Source organism: Streptomyces kryoterrae, assembly GCF_054072135.1.
The window spans coordinates 8808174-8826965 of sequence record NZ_CM133358.1 but is presented as its reverse complement, the minus strand read 5'-3'; the positions used below and the strand labels follow the sequence as shown (position 1 = coordinate 8826965).

18 protein-coding genes are annotated in these 18792 nt (G+C 70.7%); 12 read left to right on the top strand and 6 right to left on the bottom strand.

Annotated features, from left to right (window positions below; translation table 11 throughout):
- Positions 1-31 precede the first annotated feature (31 nt).
- A complete protein-coding gene (locus ACW4TU_RS39320) occupies positions 32-1258 on the bottom strand; it encodes an acyl-CoA dehydrogenase family protein (protein ID WP_457421344.1) in 1227 nt (408 codons plus the stop codon).
- A 170-nt stretch (positions 1259-1428) separates the two neighbouring features.
- On the opposite strand from ACW4TU_RS39320, the gene ACW4TU_RS39315 reads away from it, so the two are divergent.
- The gene (locus ACW4TU_RS39315; RefSeq protein ID WP_164412533.1) at positions 1429-2073 is read left to right on the top strand and encodes a TetR/AcrR family transcriptional regulator; all 645 of its coding nucleotides are present in this window, start codon (positions 1429-1431) and stop codon (positions 2071-2073) included.
- 116 nt (positions 2074-2189) lie between these two features.
- Here ACW4TU_RS39315 and def read toward each other — a convergent pair whose 3' ends face one another.
- Complete coding sequence (def, locus tag ACW4TU_RS39310; RefSeq protein ID WP_457421342.1) at positions 2190-2735, bottom strand: peptide deformylase; 546 nt, start codon at positions 2733-2735, stop codon at positions 2190-2192.
- Between the two features lie 147 nt (positions 2736-2882).
- Here def and ACW4TU_RS39305 point away from each other — a divergent pair, with 147 nt between their 5' ends.
- From ACW4TU_RS39305 to ACW4TU_RS39275, 7 genes are all read left to right on the top strand, one after another.
- Complete coding sequence (locus ACW4TU_RS39305) at positions 2883-4121, top strand: MurT ligase domain-containing protein (protein ID WP_457421340.1); 1239 nt, start codon at positions 2883-2885, stop codon at positions 4119-4121.
- Positions 4122-4158: 37 nt separating this feature from the next.
- Positions 4159-4887, top strand: coding sequence for a type 1 glutamine amidotransferase (locus tag ACW4TU_RS39300; protein ID WP_327693275.1), 729 nt, complete (start codon positions 4159-4161; stop codon positions 4885-4887).
- A gap of 212 nt (positions 4888-5099) precedes the next feature.
- Positions 5100-6125, top strand: a complete 1026-nt coding sequence (locus ACW4TU_RS39295; RefSeq protein ID WP_457421338.1) for a 6-phosphofructokinase — start codon at positions 5100-5102, stop codon at positions 6123-6125.
- Positions 6126-6231: 106 nt separating this feature from the next.
- Positions 6232-7182 (top strand): cytochrome c oxidase assembly protein, encoded by a 951-nt coding sequence (locus ACW4TU_RS39290; RefSeq protein ID WP_457421336.1) that lies wholly within the window; start codon positions 6232-6234, stop codon positions 7180-7182.
- Positions 7183-7385: 203 nt separating this feature from the next.
- Positions 7386-8810 (top strand): DUF6777 domain-containing protein, encoded by a 1425-nt coding sequence (locus tag ACW4TU_RS39285; RefSeq protein WP_457421334.1) that lies wholly within the window; start codon positions 7386-7388, stop codon positions 8808-8810.
- Positions 8811-8827: 17 nt separating this feature from the next.
- The gene (locus tag ACW4TU_RS39280) at positions 8828-10681 is read left to right on the top strand and encodes a serine/threonine-protein kinase (protein WP_457421332.1); all 1854 of its coding nucleotides are present in this window, start codon (positions 8828-8830) and stop codon (positions 10679-10681) included.
- A 13-nt stretch (positions 10682-10694) separates the two neighbouring features.
- The gene (locus tag ACW4TU_RS39275) at positions 10695-10865 is read left to right on the top strand and encodes a hypothetical protein (RefSeq protein ID WP_457421330.1); all 171 of its coding nucleotides are present in this window, start codon (positions 10695-10697) and stop codon (positions 10863-10865) included.
- Between the two features lie 53 nt (positions 10866-10918).
- Here ACW4TU_RS39275 and ACW4TU_RS39270 read toward each other — a convergent pair whose 3' ends face one another.
- The 4 genes from ACW4TU_RS39270 to ACW4TU_RS39255 are packed head-to-tail and all read right to left on the bottom strand — an operon-like array spanning position 10919 to position 15080.
- On the bottom strand, positions 10919-12133 hold the full coding sequence (locus ACW4TU_RS39270) for a sensor histidine kinase (RefSeq protein WP_457421328.1): 1215 nt from the start codon (positions 12131-12133) through the stop codon (positions 10919-10921).
- A complete protein-coding gene (locus tag ACW4TU_RS39265) occupies positions 12130-13893 on the bottom strand; it encodes a sodium/solute symporter (RefSeq protein ID WP_457421326.1) in 1764 nt (587 codons plus the stop codon). The genes ACW4TU_RS39270 and ACW4TU_RS39265 overlap by 4 nt, the downstream gene beginning before the upstream one ends.
- 36 nt (positions 13894-13929) lie before the next feature.
- Positions 13930-14295 (bottom strand): hypothetical protein, encoded by a 366-nt coding sequence (locus ACW4TU_RS39260; protein ID WP_457421324.1) that lies wholly within the window; start codon positions 14293-14295, stop codon positions 13930-13932.
- Positions 14296-14312: 17 nt separating this feature from the next.
- On the bottom strand, positions 14313-15080 hold the full coding sequence (locus ACW4TU_RS39255) for a LytR/AlgR family response regulator transcription factor (RefSeq protein WP_457421322.1): 768 nt from the start codon (positions 15078-15080) through the stop codon (positions 14313-14315).
- Positions 15081-15180: 100 nt separating this feature from the next.
- Here ACW4TU_RS39255 and ACW4TU_RS39250 point away from each other — a divergent pair, with 100 nt between their 5' ends.
- The 4 genes from ACW4TU_RS39250 (at position 15181) to ACW4TU_RS39235 (ending at position 18717) form a co-directional block, all read left to right on the top strand.
- Positions 15181-15696 (top strand): Lrp/AsnC family transcriptional regulator, encoded by a 516-nt coding sequence (locus ACW4TU_RS39250; RefSeq protein WP_457421320.1) that lies wholly within the window; start codon positions 15181-15183, stop codon positions 15694-15696.
- 124 nt (positions 15697-15820) lie between these two features.
- The gene (gene ddaH / locus ACW4TU_RS39245) at positions 15821-16633 is read left to right on the top strand and encodes a dimethylargininase (RefSeq protein ID WP_457421318.1); all 813 of its coding nucleotides are present in this window, start codon (positions 15821-15823) and stop codon (positions 16631-16633) included.
- A complete protein-coding gene (gene rocD / locus ACW4TU_RS39240) occupies positions 16630-17868 on the top strand; it encodes an ornithine--oxo-acid transaminase (RefSeq protein ID WP_457421316.1) in 1239 nt (412 codons plus the stop codon). The genes ddaH and rocD overlap by 4 nt, the downstream gene beginning before the upstream one ends.
- A gap of 99 nt (positions 17869-17967) precedes the next feature.
- Complete coding sequence (locus tag ACW4TU_RS39235) at positions 17968-18717, top strand: lysophospholipid acyltransferase family protein (protein WP_457421314.1); 750 nt, start codon at positions 17968-17970, stop codon at positions 18715-18717.
- The last annotated feature ends 75 nt before the right edge of the window (positions 18718-18792 follow it).

Genomic DNA, 18792 nt, shown 5'->3' with positions numbered 1-18792 from the left:
CGACCAGCCCCCACGACCCGCAGCCGACGCACTACCGAATCGGCATCCCGGACAAGGTCCGCGCGATCACCAGCCGCTGGATCTCACTCGTGCCCTCGAAGATCGTGTAGATCGCCGCATCCCGGTGCATGCGCTCGACCGGGTACTCCCGGGTGTACCCGTTCCCCCCGAGTATCTGGATCGCCTGCCCGGTGACCTTCTTCGCCGTCTCGCTCGCGAACAGCTTCGACATCGATCCCTCCGCCGCGGTGAACGGCTTCCCGCTGATCGCCATCCACGACGCCCGCCACGTCAGCAGCCGCGCCGCGTCGATGGACGTACGCATGTCGGCGAGCTGGAAGGCGACCCCCTGGTTGTCGATGATCGGACGGCCGAACTGCTCACGGGTCTTCGCGTAGTCGAGGGCGACCTCGTACGCGGCCCGGGCCGTGCCCACCGCCATCGCGGCCACCGCGGGACGGCTCGCCTCGAACGTGGCCATGGCCGCGTTCTTGACGCGCTCGCCGCCGGACTTCGCCCGCTCGCGGGCCCGGGCGAGGCGCTCGTCGAGCTTCTGCTTGCCGCCGAGGAGGCAGGAGCCGGGGACGCGGACGTTCTCCAGGACGACCTCGGCGGTGTGCGAGGCGCGGATGCCGTGCTTCTTGAACTTCTGGCCCTGGGACAGGCCGGGCGTGTTCGGCGGGACGATGAAGGACGCGTGGCCCTTGGAGCCCAGTTCGGCGTCGACCACGGCGACGACCACGTGGACGTTGGCGATGCCGCCGTTGGTCGCCCAGGTCTTCGTGCCGTTGAGGACCCACTCGTTCTTGGCCTCGTCGTACACGGCGCGGGTGCGCATGGAGGCGACGTCCGAGCCGGCGTCCGGCTCGGAGGAGCAGAAGGCGGCGACCTTGACATCGTTGGCGTCGCCGTACATCTGGGGGATCCAGGTGCCGATCTGCTCCTCGGTGCCGTTGGCGAGGACACCCACGGCGGCGAGGCCGGTGCCGACGATGGAGAGGGCGATGCCCGCGTCACCCCAGAAGAGTTCCTCCATGGCCATCGGGATGCCGAGACCGGTGGGGTCGAAGTACTGCTGGGCGTAGAAGTCCAGGGAGTAGATGCCGATTTTCGCGGCCTCCTGGATGACCGGCCAGGGCGTCTCCTCGCGCTCGTCCCACTCGGCGGCGGCGGGACGGATCACATCGGCGGAGAACCCGTGGAGCCAGTCACGGACCTCTTTCTGTTCGTCATTGAGCTCCATGGTGAATTCGGCCATGACCCCTCCATCGCTGCACTAGCATGTTACCTAAGGTAACTGGAGTCTGTTACCCGTCGGTAGGAAAAGTCAACTCCCGGACCACGGTCGGCAACCCGTTCGATGGGCATGGACCGATCAGTGCTAGTTTGCGCAAGCGTCACCGAAATCAGCACGGGTGGGGAGACACCATGGACACCACGCAGCAGACCGATCAGCAGCGGTCCGCCGACCGCCGCCGGCGCGAGCTGCTGGAAGCCGCGGACCGGGTGGTGCTGCGCGACGGTCCCGGCGCCTCGATGAACGCCATCGCCGCCGAGGCGGGCATCACCAAACCGATTCTGTACCGGCACTTCGGCGACAAGGGCGGACTCTACGCCGCTCTGGCCAAGCGGCACACCGACGCCCTGCTCAACTCGCTGCGGGCCGCGCTGGACGCTCCGGCGGAGCGGCGGGAGCGGGTGGAGGCCACGCTGGACGCCTACCTCGCGGCGATCGAGGCACGGCCCCAGGTGTACCGGTTCCTGATGCACCCCGGGGACAGCGTGTCACCCGGCGATCCCGGGTTCGATGTGAGGAAGCACTCGCTGCCGTTGCTGCGGCTGATGGGCGAGGAGTTGGCCCAGGTGATCGAGGACCGGCTGGACCTTGGTCCCGGCAGTCAGCAGTTGGCCCGGGTGTGGGGGCACGGGATAGTCGGGATGATGCACGCGGCGGGAGACTGGTGGCTGGGTGAACGGCCGTGTTCTCGGGCCGAGTTGGTGCGGAGTTTGGCTGATTTGCTGTGGGGGCGGCTGGCTGCCGCCGGCGATCGCGTGGGGGGTCCGGGGTTCTGAGGGGTTGTGCGTCGGCTGCGGGCCGGTGGGGGCTTGTCGCTCCCCCACACTCTCGGCTTCGCTCGAGCGGGGGACTCCCATCGCGGCGGTGCCGCGAATGTCACAGCCCCGCGCCCTCAAAGTTCCCGGTGCCAGGAAGCCCGGGTTGCCTGGCGCATGAGTTTCTTGTTGCGCCAGCCTGTTACGCGGTCCGCGTACGTTCGGCCCGCCAAGTGGTCCGTCTCGTGCTGGAGGCATCTCGCGAAGAAACCCGCGCCCGCGATCCGCACCGGGTCCCCCGTCACCGTGAAGCCCTCGACCACCGCCTCGTCGTATCGCTCCGTGCCCGCCTCCAGGCCCGGGAGGGACAGGCAGCCCTCGGGGCCTCGCATCAACAGCCCGCCGGTCTCCACCAGGCGGGGGTTGACCACGTGGCCGACGTGGCGCACGTCCTCGTCGTCGGGGCAGTCGTATACGAAGACCCGCAGGGGCCTGCCGATCTGGTTCGCGGCGAGGCCCACGCCCTGGGCGGCGTACATCGTCGCGAACATGTCCTCGACGAGCCCGGCGAGTTCGGCGTCGAAGTGTGTCGCTTCCGCGCAGGGGGTGTGCAGAACGGGGTCGCCGAGCAGTGTCAGGGGGCGGACGCGCCCCCGGGTGCCCGGGATGGAGCCTGGTCGCATGGCCGCAAGGGTACGGTCACCCATGTCGCGCGGGCGCCGTGGTGGTGCCGCGATGCGGATGCGAGGAACGGATCTCGATAGGCTGAGGTCCACACCACGTGGCCGGAGGCACAGGCGCGGCGCGTACGCAAGGAGGATCGAGATCTGATGGCAGGCAACTCGGACCCGCTCACTCCGCGGGCCAAGCTGGCCGTGACGGCCGGCAAGGCCGTAGCGGCGGCATCGCGTGCGGCAGGGCGCGGCAGCGGATCGGTGATCGGCGGCAAGGTAGCCCTCAAACTCGACCCCGACCTCCTCGCCCGGCTCGCCCAGCACCTGGACGTCATCCTGGTCTCGGCCACCAACGGCAAGACCACGACCACGCGGCTCATCGCGGAGGCCCTGCGCGCCGCCGGGCCGGTCGTGTCGAACGCGCTGGGCGCCAACATGCCCGCCGGCATCACCTCGGCGCTCGCGGGCGGCTCGGACGCCAAGTTCGGGGTCATCGAGGTCGACGAGAAGTACCTCGCCGGCGTCGCCCGCGACACGGACCCCAAGTGCATCGCGCTCCTCAACCTCTCCCGCGACCAGCTCGACCGCGCCGCCGAGACCCGCATGCTCGCCGAGAACTGGCGTGAGGGGCTCGCCGGTTCGAAGGCCGTGATCGTCGCCAACGCCGACGATCCACTGATCGTGTGGGCCGCCTCCTCCTCCCCCAACGTGATCTGGGTCGCCGCCGGCCAGATGTGGAAGGACGACGCCTGGTCCTGCCCGTCCTGCGGTGGTGTGATGCAGCGCCCCGGCGACGACTGGTTCTGCGGTCAGTGCGGCTTCCGCCGCCCGACGCCGAGTTGGGCGCTGTCCGGCGACCACGTGCTCGACCCGCACGGGTCGGCCTGGCCGATCCACCTCCAGCTGCCGGGGCGCGCCAACAAGTCCAACGCGGCGGCCTCCGCCGCTGTCGCCGCCGTGTTCGGCGTACCGCCGCAGGTCGGTCTGGAGCGCATGTACCAGGTGCAGGCGGTGGCCGGGCGGTACGACGTCGTGCAGTTCATGCAGCGCGATCTGCGGCTGCTGCTCGCCAAGAACCCGGCCGGCTGGCTGGAGACGTTCTCCCTGATCGATCCGCCGCCGACCCCGGTCATCCTCTCCGTGAACGCGCGGGGCGCCGACGGCACCGACACCTCGTGGCTGTGGGACGTCGACTACACGCAGCTCACCGGGCACCCGATCTTCGTCATCGGTGACCGCAAGCTGGACCTCGCGGTGCGCCTCGAGGTGGCCAACCAGCACTTCCAGGTCTGCGAGAACGCCGACCAGGCCGTGCAGCTCGCGCCGCCCGGCCGGATCGAGGTCATCGCGAACTACACCGCCTTCCAGGATCTGCGCCGCCGCGTCGGCAACTGACCACTGCCGCCAACCGACCACTGAGGACGATCACTTCATGAGCGACAACCAGCTGCGTCTGGTGTGGATCTACCCGGACCTGCTCAGCACGTACGGCGACCAGGGCAACGCGCTCGTCGTGGAGCGCCGGGCCCGGCAGCGCGGCCTCGACGTGGCCCGGCTCGACGTGCGCAGCGACCAGCCGATCCCCACCTCCGGCGACATCTATCTGATCGGCGGCGGCGAGGACCGGCCGCAGCGGCTCGCGGCGGAACGTCTGCGCCGCGACGGGGGCCTGCACCGGGCCGTCGGCAACGGCGCGATCGTGTTCTCCGTGTGCGCCGGCTACCAGATCCTGGGCCACGAGTTCATCAACGACCTCGGTCAGCGCGAGCCCGGCCTCGGGCTCCTCGACGTGGTCTCGGTGCGCGGCGAGGGCGAGCGGTGCGTGGGCGACGTACTCGGAGACATCGACGCGCGCCTGGGCCTGCCCCCGCTGACCGGCTTCGAGAACCACCAGGGTGTCACCCACCTCGGTCCCACCGCCCGCCCGTTCGCGAAGGTGCGGCTCGGCAAGGGCAACGGCACGGGGGACGGCACGGAGGGCGCGTACAACGACACCGTCTTCGGTACGTACATGCACGGGCCCGTGCTCGCCCGTAACCCGCTGATCGCGGACCTGCTGCTGAAGCTGGCCCTCGACGTCAACGCGCTGCCGCCGACCGACGACCGCTGGTACGACGCGCTGCGCAACGAGCGGATCACCGCGGCGCAGCAGCCCGCCTGACCTGCGCGCGCCCCCGCTCCCGCCCCGACCTGTACACCTGCCGTCCGCGTCGGCGACACCGGCCCGTCTGACGGGGCATCCGCACAGGTGAGCGCCGGTGTCCAGCACCCGGACGGGTGCTACGGCCCTGGTCCCCGCCGCCGGTATGGTGGCGGGGATCCAGCCGGACAGCGTGGTCCGGTCCCGGCCCACGTGGAGAAGGATTTCGGGCGATGCGCATTGGTGTCCTGACGTCCGGCGGCGACTGCCCCGGTCTGAACGCCGTCATCCGGTCCGTCGTGCACCGCGCCGTCGTGGACCACGGTGACGAGGTCATCGGCTTCCGGGACGGCTGGAAGGGCCTCCTGGAGTGCGACTACCTCAAGCTCGACCTCGACGCCGTGAGCGGCATCCTCGCTCGCGGCGGCACCATCCTCGGCTCCTCCCGGGTCCGCCCCGAACATCTGCGGGACGGCGTGGAGCGGGCCAAGGGCCATGTCGCCGAGCTCGGACTCGACGCGATCATCCCGATCGGCGGCGAGGGCACGCTCAAGGCGGCCCGGCTGCTGTCCGACAACGGCCTGCCGATAGTCGGCGTACCCAAGACCATCGACAACGACATCGCGGTCACCGACGTCACCTTCGGCTTCGACACGGCCGTCGGGGTCGCCACGGAGGCCCTGGACCGGCTGAAGACCACCGCCGAGTCCCACCAGCGCGTCCTGATCGTCGAGGTCATGGGCCGCCACACCGGCTGGATCGCCCTGCACTCCGGCATGGCCGCGGGCGCCCACGCCATCGTCGTACCGGAACGCCCCTTCGACATCGAGGAGTTGGCCGCACGCGTCGGCGAACGCTTCGCGGCGGGCAAGCGGTTCGCGATCGTCGTCGCCGCGGAGGGCGCGAAGCCGCGCGCGGGCTCGATGGAGTTCGACGAGGGCGCCAAGGACATGTACGGCCACGAGCGCTTCGCCGGGATCGCCCGGCAGCTCTCCCTGGAGCTGGAGGAACGGCTCGGCAAGGAGGCGCGGCCGGTGATTCTCGGGCATGTGCAGCGGGGTGGGACACCCACGGCCTATGACCGGGTGCTGGCCACGCGGTTCGGGTGGCATGCGGTGGAGGCTGTGCACCGGAGGGAGTTCGGGCGGATGACGGCGCTTCGGGGGACGGACATCGTGATGGTGTCGTTGGCCGAGGCGGTGGAGACGTTGAAGACGGTCCCTGACGCTCGGTACGCGGAAGCCGAGTGCGTGCTCTAGCCGCACATGTCACAGCGCCGCCCCCGGTCACCAGTGCCGCTGGGGGCGGTTCTAGTCTGGGTCGGGACAGACAGCACGCAATCAGCACGAAACCTGGAGCCGGCGGATGGAACACAGCGGGCACGGTACGACCATGGATCTTCTGCCCTTCACCTTGGGGCGGGGGCTCGGGTGGTCCGCCGACCCGTTCTTCCTGGTCGCCTGTCTGACGGGGCTCGGGCTCTACGGGTGGGGAGTCCTGCGGCTGGCCCGGCGCGGGGACAAGTGGTCCGTCGGACGGACCGTCTCCTTCGTGCTCGGTGTGCTGACCGTCATGCTCGTCATGTGCACCAGGCTCAACGACTACGGCATGGTCATGTTCAGCGTGCACATGGTGCAGCACATGGTGATCAGCATGGTGTCGCCGATCCTCATCCTGCTCGGCGCGCCGATCACGCTCGCGCTGCGCGCGCTGCCGGTCGCCGACCGGGGCCGGAAGGGGCCGCGTGAGCTGCTGATGGCGTTGCTGCACAGCCGGTACATGCGGATCGTCACGCACGCGGCGTTCACCATCCCGCTGTTCATCGCCAGTCTGTACGTCCTGTACTTCACGCCGCTGTTCGACTTCCTGATGAGTTCGAAGGCCGGGCACATCACGATGATGTGTCACTTTCTCGCCGTCGGGCTGATCTTCTTCTGGCCGATCATGGGCGTCGACCCCGGCCCGAACCGGCCCGGCTATCTGATGCGGATGCTGGAGCTGTTCGCGGGCATGCCGTTCCACGCGTTCTTCGGGATCGCGCTGATGATGGCGTCGGAGCCGATGGTCGACTCGTACAAGAACCCGCCCGCCTCGCTCGGCATCGACGCGCTGTCCGACCAGAACGCGGCCGGCGGGATCGCCTGGGCGTTCAGCGAGATCCCGACCGTTCTGGTGCTGCTGGCGCTGCTCTTCCAGTGGCACAGCTCCGAGCAGCGGCAGGCCAAGCGCCAGGACCGGGCCGCCGACCGCGACGGCGACAAGGAACTCGAGGCGTACAACGCCTATTTGGCCTCACTGAACGCACGTGGGAACTGAATCAAATTTTATTATCCTGCCTAAAACACTTTCGCATTCAGTAGCATGGACGTGACGTATCCGCCGGGGGGAGCGGTATGACACTTCATGCTTTCAGGAAACCTGGGCTGCAGCGGCTTGCCGTCGCACTGTTGTGCGTTCTATTAGCCAGCAGTTGCGACCGGGAGGCGCCGCCGACAGTGGTGAAGGCGGTTGCTTCGGGAGTGCCTTCCCTCGCGCCGTTCTTCGACGAGAACAGCGGCCTGGGCCATGACGCCCAGGTCCGATCTCAGCCCGCGTACGGCAGCAGCCTGCAGCAGGGGAGCACGCCCGGGCTGTACGGGGGCACGAGGAAACCGACGGTCTGTGACGTCGACCGGCTGGAACAATTCCTCACCGACCCCAAGAACAACAGGAAGACCCAGGAATGGGCACGTGTGGTCGATATTCCGCCGAGCGGGATTCCCGCCTATCTCGACCGGCTCACGCCGGTTCTCCTGCGTCACGACACCCTCGTGAAGAACCACGACTACAAGAAGGAAAAGGCGGTCCCCTACGACGCGCTGCTCCAGGCGGGAATCGCGGTTCTCGTCGACGAAGGGGGAGTTCCCGCCGTGAAGTGTTCATGCGGAAATCCGCTGAAGCCGTTCAAGGGGGCCACGGACCGTATTTCCGTCAAGTTCGAGGACGGCAACAAGAGGTGGCGCGACTACGACGTCGACGAGGTCGTGCTCGTACGACCCGCACCCAGCAAGGTCGACCGGTTCGCGCTCGTCGACGTGGACGAACCGGAGCGGGGCATCTACCGCCGGACCGGGACCAGGGGCGAGGCCGACAAGGTCTTCGACACACGCGAGCGGCACCCGGTCCCGCCCCTCGCCGGGAAGACCTTCGGCGCCGCGAGCAGCCGGCTGACGAAGCTGGGCCTGGCGACGGCGTACGACAGCGCCGGACTGCCACCGTCCGACGCCACCGTCACCGGGTCGGACCCGGGGCCCGGGACCGCGCTCCCGTTCGGCTCGTACGTGACGCTGAACGTGCGCATCAGGTCGGGGGCGCCCGACGACGGGAGCGGTGGGGGAAGCGGCGGGACCACTCCCCCGGCGTCGGGCACAGGCCCGGCGTCCGGGGCCGGGACGCCGTCGGGGCCGGGTCCCGGGTCGAGTTCGGGTCCGGGGTCCGACACGCCGGACCCCGGCGGGACCGATCCGTCGTCTCCCTCGACCGATCCCTCGACGCCTCCGCCATCCCCGTCGTCGCTGTCCCCGTCCCCGTCCCCGTCCGGTGACGAGCCCACGTCCGCGGTATCCGAGCCGTCCTCGTCCGATCCACCGTCTGCCGGCCCCGGCAGCGGCACCCCCGACACCGGAACCACGAGCGAACCGGCCTCCGCCGAGCCACCTCCACCCCCGCCTCTCCCGCCACCGAGCGACTCAGCCGGCGCACCACCGGAAACGACCAGCTCGCCTCCCGACCCACCACCCCCCGAGCCGAGCAGCCCACCTCCGACGACCGCCACAGCCTCGGACACGCCGGGCGCGCAACCGCGCCCCTCAGGGACGGGGGCCGCATCGATTCGCGGCTCCGCCACGTGGGCGCGACCGGCCCCCACCGGCCCGCAGCAAACGAACCGCACATCCAGCGGGTAGACGCGGGAGTTCACCTGATGCCACCAGGATCACCCACATCGGGAGTAGGCCGGGTCATCGCCGGCCGATACCTCCTGCTCAACCAACTCGGCAGCGGCGGCATGGGCCACGTCTGGCTCGCCCACGACCAGTCACTCGCCTGCGAGGTCGCCCTCAAGGAGATCGTGTTCCGCAACCCGGCCGAGGCCTCCGCGGAGCGCACCGCCCGGGTCGCCCGGGCCCGTGCCGAGGCCCGCCACGCGGCCGTGCTGCGCGGCAACCCGAACGTGGTGACCGTGCACGACGTACTGGAGCACGAGGGTCTGCCGTGGATCGTCATGGAGTACGTGGCGGGCGCCCTCGACCTGCGCGACCTGATCGGAATGCGCGGCCCCCTGGCACCCGCCGAGTGCGCCCGGATCGGCCTCGCCGTCCTGGACGCGCTGACCGCCGGTCACGAGCAGGGCATCATGCACCGGGACGTGAAACCGGCGAACATCCTGCTGGCGCCGGACCGCACCGGGACGCCGTACGCCCGGACCCTGCTCACCGACTACGGCATCGCGGTGCAGCCCGACGCCGGCGAGACGCGGTACACGATGACGTCCGCCCTGGTCGGCACGGCCGGCTATATGGCGCCCGAGCGTGCCACCGGCGGGCCGCCGACCGCCGCCGCCGACCTGTTCTCGCTGGGCTGCACGCTGTACTACGCCGTCGAGGGTGTCGGGCCGTTCGAACGGGACTCGCATCTCGCGGAGATCACCGCGGTGGTCATGGAGGAGCCCCGGAAGCCGGAGCGGGCGGGCGCGCTGGGGCCGGTGCTGGAGGCGATGCTCGCCAAGGACCCGGTCCAGCGGATCACGGCGGCCCACGCGGAGTCGGCCCTGGACCGGATCGTCACCCCCCAGGCCGACGCGTACGAGCACACTCGGACAGACCCGGGGTCGATGCCGCCGTGGGGCGCCCCGGAGCAGTTGAACGGGCACCGGTACGAATTTCCACCGGCCCTTCACTCGCCCACGGAGCCGGCCGCACACCCGCCTGTCCCCGTAGCGGAGCCTCCCTGGCGCCGCCGCGCGCTCCCGGCCGCCCTGAGCGCCCTGCTCGGGGTCGCGCTCGCCGGGGTCGGCCTCTGGTTCACCCTGGGCAACCCGCCGGGCGGTGGGGACGGGCAGACCGGGCGGAAGCCCTACGGCGACCCCGTCGGTCTCGCCGCGCCCCTGACGGAGGGCGACTGTGTGATCGCCGACTGGCCCGGGGGCACGCGCTTCCGGGGGACGCCACGGCTGACCGTGGACCCGACCTGCCGGGACGCGCCACCGGACGGGCAGGTGATGGCGGTCGTGGACGCCGCGTCGGCCGCCGAGGCGCGGGCGCAGGGGCCCGCCCGGTGCGAGGAGCTGACCCGGGATCTGCGGGAGAAGCTGGCGGACGTGGGCGGGTACGCCGTCGTGCCGGCCGAGGGCGGGTTCGATGCCGCCGAGGGCCGTACGGCCTGTCTGCTGCTCGGTGCGAACGGGCCGGTGTACGGGCCGCTCGGGCCGTACCGCTCGCCCGGGCAGGCGTTCCGGGACACGGCCAGCATGCAGAAGCGGGACTGTCTCCGGGCGCCCTCCAGGCGAGACACCCAGCTGATCGCCTGTACCGAGCCGCACGACGAGCAGGTCCTCGGGTTCACGCGGCTGGCCGCCGGTGTCCCCTTCGAGAAGGCGCGGGACATGTCGGACGCGGCCTGCGCGAAAGACGTACCGCCGACCGACTACGGCTTCGATCCGTCGGTCTACGAGGCCGGGTCCTGGACGAGCCGCGGAGCGTGGGACTCCGCAACGCATTTCGTCGTGTGCACCGTCCGGAAGCAGAACGGGGGCACCATGGAGGGAGAAGAGCCATGAGGAGGGTGTTGCGATGCCCGGTTCCACGAACGGTTCCACGAAGACCATGGGAGGGCTCACCGTTGGCGGGCTCGTCCTGGTGACGGCCTACACGGTGACGCTCGGCAGCAACGGCTGGCTGTGGTTCGGCTGGGTGGTGCTGGGCCTGATCACCCTCGGGATGGTGGTCAGCCGGCCCACCTGACCTCCGTACACCCGAATGGACCAATGGCGGTAGGGCTGCCACGGCGGGCCGGGTCAGTTCTCGAAGAGCCTGCCCGCCGAGTGGACGCCCGGCTGGTACTTCGGCAGCCGGGCGGTGATCTTCATGCCGGCGCCGAGCGCGGTCTCGATGACGAGGCCGTGGTCGTCGCCGTAGACCTGGCGGAGCCGGTCGTCCACGTTCGAGAGGCCGATGCCGCCCGACGGGCTGACCTCGCCGGCGAGGATGCGGCGGAGCAGCACCGGGTCCATTCCGGCGCCGTCGTCCTCGATGACGACCAGTGCCTCGGCGCCCGTGTCCTGTGCCGTGATGCTGATGTGGCTCTTGCCCGCGAACGCCGTCCTGCCCTCCAGACCGTGTTTGACGGCGTTCTCCACGAGGGGCTGGAGGCAGAGGAAGGGCAGGGCGACCGGGAGCACCTCGGGGGCGATCTGGAGGGTGACGGAGAGGCGGTCGCCGAAGCGAGCCCGGACGAGGGCCAAGTAGTGGTCGATGGCGTGCAGTTCGTCGGCGAGGGTGGTGAAGTCGCCGTGCCTGCGGAACGAGTAGCGGGTGAAGTCCGCGAACTCCAGAAGCAGTTCGCGGGCCCGCTCGGGGTCGGTGCGCACGAACGAGGCGATCACCGCGAGCGAGTTGAAGATGAAGTGCGGGGATATCTGGGCGCGAAGTGCCTTGATCTCGGCCTCGATGAGGCGGGTGCGGGACTGGTCGAGGTCCGCCAACTCCAGTTGGACCGAGACCCACCTCGCGACCTCTCCGGCGGCGCGGACGAGGACGGCGGACTCGCGGGGCGCGCACGCGACGAGGGCGCCGTGGACGCGGTCGTCGACGGTGAGGGGAGCCACGACGGCCCAGCGCAGGGGGCAGTCCGGGGCGTCACAGGTGAGGCGGAAGGCTTCGCCGCGGCCCGTTTCCAGGGGTCCGGCGAGGCGTTCCATGATCTCGGCGCGATGGTGCTCGCCGACGCCGTCCCAGACGAGGACCGACTTCTGGTCGGTGAGGCAGAGGGCGTCCGTGCCGAGCAGGGTGCGCAGCCGGTGGGCCGAGCGGCCGGCGGTCTCCTCGGTGAGGCCGGCGCGCAGCGGGGGCGCGGCGAGGGAGGCGGTGTGCAGGGTCTCGAAGGTGGCGTGCTCGACGGGGGTGCCGAGGCCGCCCAGGCGTTCGGGGCGGGCGGTGCGCCGGCCGAGCCAGAACCCGGCGGCCAGCAGCGGGAGGACGGCCACGCAGAGCCCGGCGAGGAATCCGCTCATGTCCGGGTCACCTCCGTCCGAGCCGGTCCCCCGAGGCCGTGACCGCCAGGGCCGCCGTGTGCCCCGGACAGCTCCTCCGGCAGGTGGAAGCGGGCCAGGATGGCCGCCGTGCCGGCCGGGACACGGCCCGGGGTGGTCAGGGAGACCACGACCATGGTGAGGAAGCCCAGGGGCACCGACCAGAGGGCGGGCCAGGCCAGCAGGGCGTGCAGGGCGCCCGTGCCCGGGAAGCCCGCCATGGTCGCGGCCACGGCGACGAGCGCGGAGCCCCCGCCGACCAGCATCCCGGCGGCGGCGCCCGGCGGGGTCAGGCGGCGCCACCAGATGCCGAGGACGAGCAGCGGGCAGAAGGAGGACGCGGACACGGCGAAGGCGAGCCCGACGGCGTCGGCGACCGGGAGTCCGCCCACGATGGCGCTGGCGGCGAGCGGTACCGCCATGGCGATGACCGTACCGAGCCGGAAGTGCCGTACGCCGCGCGAGGGCAGGACGTCCTGGGTGAGGACGCCGGCGACGGCCATGGTGAGCCCCGACGCGGTGGACAGGAACGCGGCGAAGGCGCCGCCGGCCACCAGCGCGCCCAGGAGGTCGCCGCCGAGGCCGCCGATCACGCGGTCGGGCAGCAGGAGGACCGCGGCGTCGGCGTCGGCGGTGAGGGCCAGTTCGGGGGCGTAGAGGCGGCCCAGGGCCCCGTAGACGGGCGGGAGGAGGTAGAAGGCGCCGATGAGGCCGAGGACGGCGACGGTGGTGCGGCGGGCGGCGACGCCGTGCGGGCTGGTGTAGAAGCGGACCACGACGTGCGGCAGGCCCATGGTCCCGAGGAAGGTGGCGAGGATCAGGCCGTACGTGGCGTACAGCGGACGTTCCTCGCGGCCCTCGGCGAGGGAGGTGGACATGCCGCCGTTGGTGCCGCGGTCGGCCTGGGGGACGGGGGCGCCCTTGGCGAAGGTGAGTCGGGTGCCGCGGTCGATGTGGTGGGTGCCGGCGGGAAGGTGGAGGACCTGCTCCTGGTGCGGGCGGCCGTCGACCGTGCCGGTCACGGTGACGGTGAGGGGTGCCTTCAGCTTCAGGTCGAGGTCGTCCTCGACGCGGACGACGCGCTGTTCGCGGAAGGTGGCGGGTTCGTCGAAGGCGTGGCGCGGGGAGCCGTCGCCCTGCCAGGCGAGGACGAGGAAGAGGGCGGGTACGAGCAGCGCGGTGAGCTTCAGCCAGTACTGGAAGGCCTGGACGAAGGTGATGCTGCGCATGCCGCCGGCGGCGACGGTGGCGACCACGACGACGGCGACGATGACCCCGCCGGCCCAGTCGGGCGCGTCGGTCAGGACCGCCAACGTCAGCCCGGCGCCCTGGAGTTGGGGCAGCAGGTAGAGCCACCCCACACCCACCACGAAGGCTCCGGCGAGCCGTCGTACGGCCTGGGAGGCGAGGCGGGCCTCGGCGAAGTCGGGGAGCGTGTAGGCGCCGGAGCGGCGCAGCGGGGCGGCGACGAAGAGGAGCAGCAGGAGGTAGCCGGCGGTGTAGCCGACGGGGTACCAGAGCATGTCGGGGCCCTGGACGAGGACGAGCCCCGCGATGCCGAGGAAGGAGGCGGCGGAGAGGTACTCGCCGCTGATCGCGGCGGCGTTGAGGCGGGGGCCGACGGTGCGGGAGGCGACGTAGAAGTCGGAGGTGGTGCGGGAGATGCGCAGGCCGAACGCGCCGACGAAGACCGTCGCCACGACGACGAGGGCGACGGCCGGGACGGCGTAGTTCTCGTTCACGCGGACGGACTCCCGTCCCGGTTCCCGTTCATGGCGTCAGCGGTCCTGGTCCTCGACCAGCCGGACGAAGTCCCGCTCGTTGCGTTCGGCGCGCCGTACGTACCAGCGGGCGAGCAGCACCAGCGGGGCGTAGAGGCCGAAGCCGAGGATCAGCCACTCCAACTGGTGGGCGTCGGGCATCGCCGCGAAGAGCAGCGGCAGCGGGGCGATGAGCAGGGCGAGTACCGCGAACACGGTGAGGGCGGCGCGGAGTTGGGAGCGCATCAGGGAGCGGACGTAGGTGTGGCCGAGGGTGGTCTGTTCGTCGATCTCGGTGCGTGGCCGGTAGTAGCCGGAGGTGCGGCGGGCACGCCGGGGTGGCCCGGTGACGACGACCCGGCGTTCGGAAGGATCCTGGGGCATGGGTGGGACTCCGCCCCTCAGCTCGCGGGCCGGCGCATCAGCAGGTCCCGCAGCTCGCGGGCGTGCCGTCGGCTGACCTGGAGTTCCTCGGCGCCGACCAGGACACTCACGGTGCCCGCGTCGAGGCGGAGTTCGCCGATGTGGCGCAGGGCGACGAGATGGCGGCGGTGGATGCGGACGAACCCGCGGGCGCGCCAGCGCTCCTCCAGGGTGGAGAGCGGGATGCGTACGAGGTGGCTGCCCCGGTCGGTGTGCAGACGGGCGTAGTCGCCCTGGGCCTCGGCGTGGGTGATGTCGTCGACGGCGACGAAGCGGGTCACGCCGCCGAGTTCGACGGGTATGTGGTCGGGGTCGGGTTCGTGCACGGGTATGGGCGCGGGGACGGGCGGGGCGCCGGTCCGCAGTTCGGCGGCTCGGCGGACGGCCTCGGCGAGGCGTTCCTTGCGTACGGGTTTCAGTACGTAGTCGACGGCCTTGAGGTCGAAGGCCTGGACGGCGAAGTCCTCGTGGGCGGTGACGAACACGACGAGCGGCGGCTTGGCGAACCCGGTGAGGAGTCGGGCCAGGTCGAGGCCGTCGAGGCCGGGCAGGTGGATGTCGAGGAACACCACGTCGATGGCCTCGGGGCCGCCGGGCCCCGACTCCAGGGCCCGGTTGATGCGGCGCAGCGCCTCCGTCGCGTCCCCGGCTCCCTCGGCGCTGTCGATCCGTGGATCCGCGTGCAGCAGATACAGCAACTCCTCCAGGGAGGGGCGTTCGTCGTCGACGGCGAGGGCGCGCAGCATGAAGGTGGAGTGTAGGTGGGATTCGTACGTGTGCCCATGCGCCGGACGTGCAAGCCGCCAACGCGCGCGGTGCCCGCCGGTCGCTGGATACAGTGCCCGGATGAACAGCAGGCCGGCGCCTTTCGACGAGCTGGACCGGAAGATCATCACCACCCTGATGGCGAACGCCCGTACGAGCTTCGCCGAGATCGGCGCGGCGGTCGGACTGTCGGCCACCGCGGTGAAGCGGCGGGTGGACAGGCTGCGCGAGACGGGCGTGATCACCGGGTTCACGGCGACGGTGGAGCCGTCGGCGCTCGGCTGGAGCACGGAGGCGTACGTGGAGGTGTACTGCGAGGGCGCGGCGCCGCCCCGGCGGCTGGCGGAGGTCGTGCGCAACCATCCGGAGATCACGGCGGCGATGACGGTGACGGGTGGCGCGGACGCGCTGCTGCATGTGCGGGCGACGGATGTGGAGCACTTCGAGAACGTGCTGGAGCGCATCCGTACCGAGCCGTTCATCCGGAAGACGATCAGCTACATGGTGCTGTCCCACCTCCTCCCGGAAAGCCCGGAGGCGGGTGCCACCCACCCCGCCCCGAACACCACTTCGGACAACGCATCAGACCTGCGCTGAGGAGGTCAAAGACGCAGCATTCCTGCGCGGACACGCAATCGTTGTCGCTTGTCGAGCGTCGGGCTCAGTTCCTACCGTGGTGTACATCCCACTGGAACAGTGCAGGAAGCGGAGGAACCCCTCTGTGCCCGAAAGCCGTGTGCCGCGCCCCCGGCGCTTTCTCGTCTGTGAACCCAGACATTTCGCCGTGCAGTACGCGATCAACCCCTGGATGAACCCCGACACCAGGGTGGACGTGGATCTGGCCCAGGAGCAGTGGCGCTCGCTGATCAGCGCCTACCGCGCCCACGGCCACACTGTGGACACCGTGGAGCCGGTCGCGGGCCTGCCCGACATGGTGTTCGCCGCGAACTCGGCGGTCGTCGTCGACGGCCGTGTCTTCGGCTCCTCCTTCCACGCCCCCGAGCGACGCCCCGAGTCGACCGCGTACGAGACGTGGTTCAAGTCGGCGGGCTTCGACGTGTACCGCCCCGAGTCGGTGTGCGAGGGCGAGGGCGACCTGGTCCCGGCCGGCCGCTGGATCCTGGCGGGCACGGGCTTCCGTACCACCCGTGAGGCCCACCACGAGGTGCAGGAGTACTTCGGCGTCCCGGTGATCGGCCTCAAGCTGACGGACCCGTACTTCTACCACCTGGACACGGCGCTGTTCGTCCTCGACGAGAGCAACATCGCGTACTACCCGGACGCGTTCTCGCCGGGCAGCCGTGAGGTGCTGGCGCGGCTCTACCCGGACGCGGTCGTCGCGACCCGCGAGGACGCGATGACGTTCGGTCTGAACTCGGTCTCGGACGGCCACCACGTCTTCATCGACCCGGGCGCCACGGCCCTCGCCGCCGAACTCACGCGCCACGGCTACCTTCCCGTCCCCGTCGACCTGTCGGAGTTCCGCAAGGCCGGCGGCGGCATCAAGTGCTGCACTCAGGAGATCCGCTCATGACCGCACTCGCGAGCACAGGCACGGGCACGCACACCTCCGCGGAACTGATCCGCGCCGAGGAACCGGTCCTCGCGCACAACTACCACCCGCTGCCCGTGGTCGTGGCGCGCGCGGAGGGCGCCTGGGTCGAGGACGTCGAGGGCCGCCGCTACCTGGACATGCTGGCCGGCTACTCGGCTCTCAACTTCGGCCACCGCCACCCGGCGCTGATCGAGGCGGCGCACCGCCAGCTGGACCGTCTCACCCTCACCTCCCGCGCCTTCCACAACGACCGCCTGGCCCAATTCGCCACCTCCCTGGCCGAGTTGACGGGCCTGGACATGGTCCTGCCGATGAACACCGGCGCGGAGGCCGTGGAGAGCGCCATCAAGGTGGCCCGCAAATGGGCGTACGACGTGAAGGGCGTCCCCGCCGACCGGGCGACGATCGTGGTGGCGGCGGACAACTTCCACGGCCGTACGACGACGATCGTCAGCTTCTCGACCGACGAGACGGCCAGGGCGGGCTTCGGTCCGTTCACGCCGGGCTTCCGGATCGTGCCCTACAACGACCTGGCGGCCCTGGAGGAGGCGATCGACGAGACGACGGCGGCGGTCCTCCTGGAACCCATCCAGGGCGAGGCGGGCGTGCTGATCCCCGACGACGGCTATCTGACCGGCGTACGCGAAGTGACCCGCCGCAAGGGCTGCCTGTTCATCGCCGACGAGATCCAGTCGGGCCTGGGCCGCACCGGCCGCACGCTGGCGGTGGACCACGAGAACGTCGTCCCGGACATGGTGCTCCTCGGCAAGGCCCTGGGCGGCGGCATCGTGCCGGTGTCGGCGGTCGTCGCGCGCCGGGACGTGCTCGGCGTGCTGCGGCCGGGCGAACACGGCTCGACGTTCGGCGGCAACCCGCTGGCGGCGGCGGTCGGCCAGGCGGTGGTCGAGCTGCTGGAGACCGGCGAATTCCAGCGCAGGGCCGAGGAGTTGGGCGTCGTCCTGCGCGACGGTCTGACCGGGCTGGTCGGCAAGGGCGTCGTCGGATTCCGGGCGCGGGGACTGTGGGCGGGGGTCGATGTCGACCCGGCCATCGGGACCGGACGGGAGATCAGTGAGCGGCTGATGCGGGAAGGGATCCTGGTCAAGGACACGCACGGCTCGACGATCCGGCTGGCGCCGCCGCTGACGGTCACCGGGGAGGAACTCAGGGCGGCTCTCGGGGTTCTGGAGAAGGTGCTGACACAGGGGACCTGATGCCGGCCGAGTGACGACAGAGCGTGACACCCGAAGGGTGACGCCCGACGACGGCCGCGCCTAGACTGATCTCCTTCAGGGGAACAGAGGAGCGCCGGAGTGTTCTATTACGTGCTCAAGTACGTGTTGCTCGGTCCGCTGCTGAGACTTGTCTTCCGGCCCCGGATCGAAGGGCTCGAACACGTACCGTCGTCGGGCGCCGCCATCGTCGCCGGCAATCACCTGTCGTTCTCGGACCACTTCCTGATGCCCGCGATCCTCAAGCGGCGCATCACCTTCCTCGCGAAGGCCGAGTACTTCACGGGCCCCGGGGTCAAGGGGCGGCTGACCGCGTACTTCTTCCGCAGTGCCGGGCAGATTCCGGTGGACCGGTCCGGCAAGGAGGCGGGGCAGGCCGCGATCCGTGAAGGGCTCGGGGTGCTGAGCAAGGACGAGCTGCTCGGCATCTATCCGGAGGGCACCAGGTCGCACGACGGGCGGCTGTACAAGGGCAAGGTCGGGGTCGCCGTCATGGCGCTCAGGGCCCAGGTGCCCGTCATTCCCTGCGCGATGATCGGCACCTTCGAGGCGCAGCCGCCGGGCAAGGTCATCCCGAACATCCATCCCGTGGGGATCCGCTTCGGCAAGCCCCTCGACTTCTCCCGCTATCTCGGGATGGAGGACGAGAAGGCGGTGCTGCGGGCCATCACCGACGAGATCATGTACGCCATCCTCAACCTCTCCGGGCAGGAGTACGTCGACCAGTACGCGGCCGTCGCCAAGAAGGAGGAGGCCGACCGGAAGGCCGCCGAGAAGAAGGCCGAGAAGACGCAGCGGGAGCGCAAGTTCCCGCGTATGCCGCTCAGTTGACCGTACGCCCTCGGCCGGCGCGGGCGATCTGCTGGTAGCAGAGCCGCGCCGGTTGTGTCGCCGGCGGCGGTTACC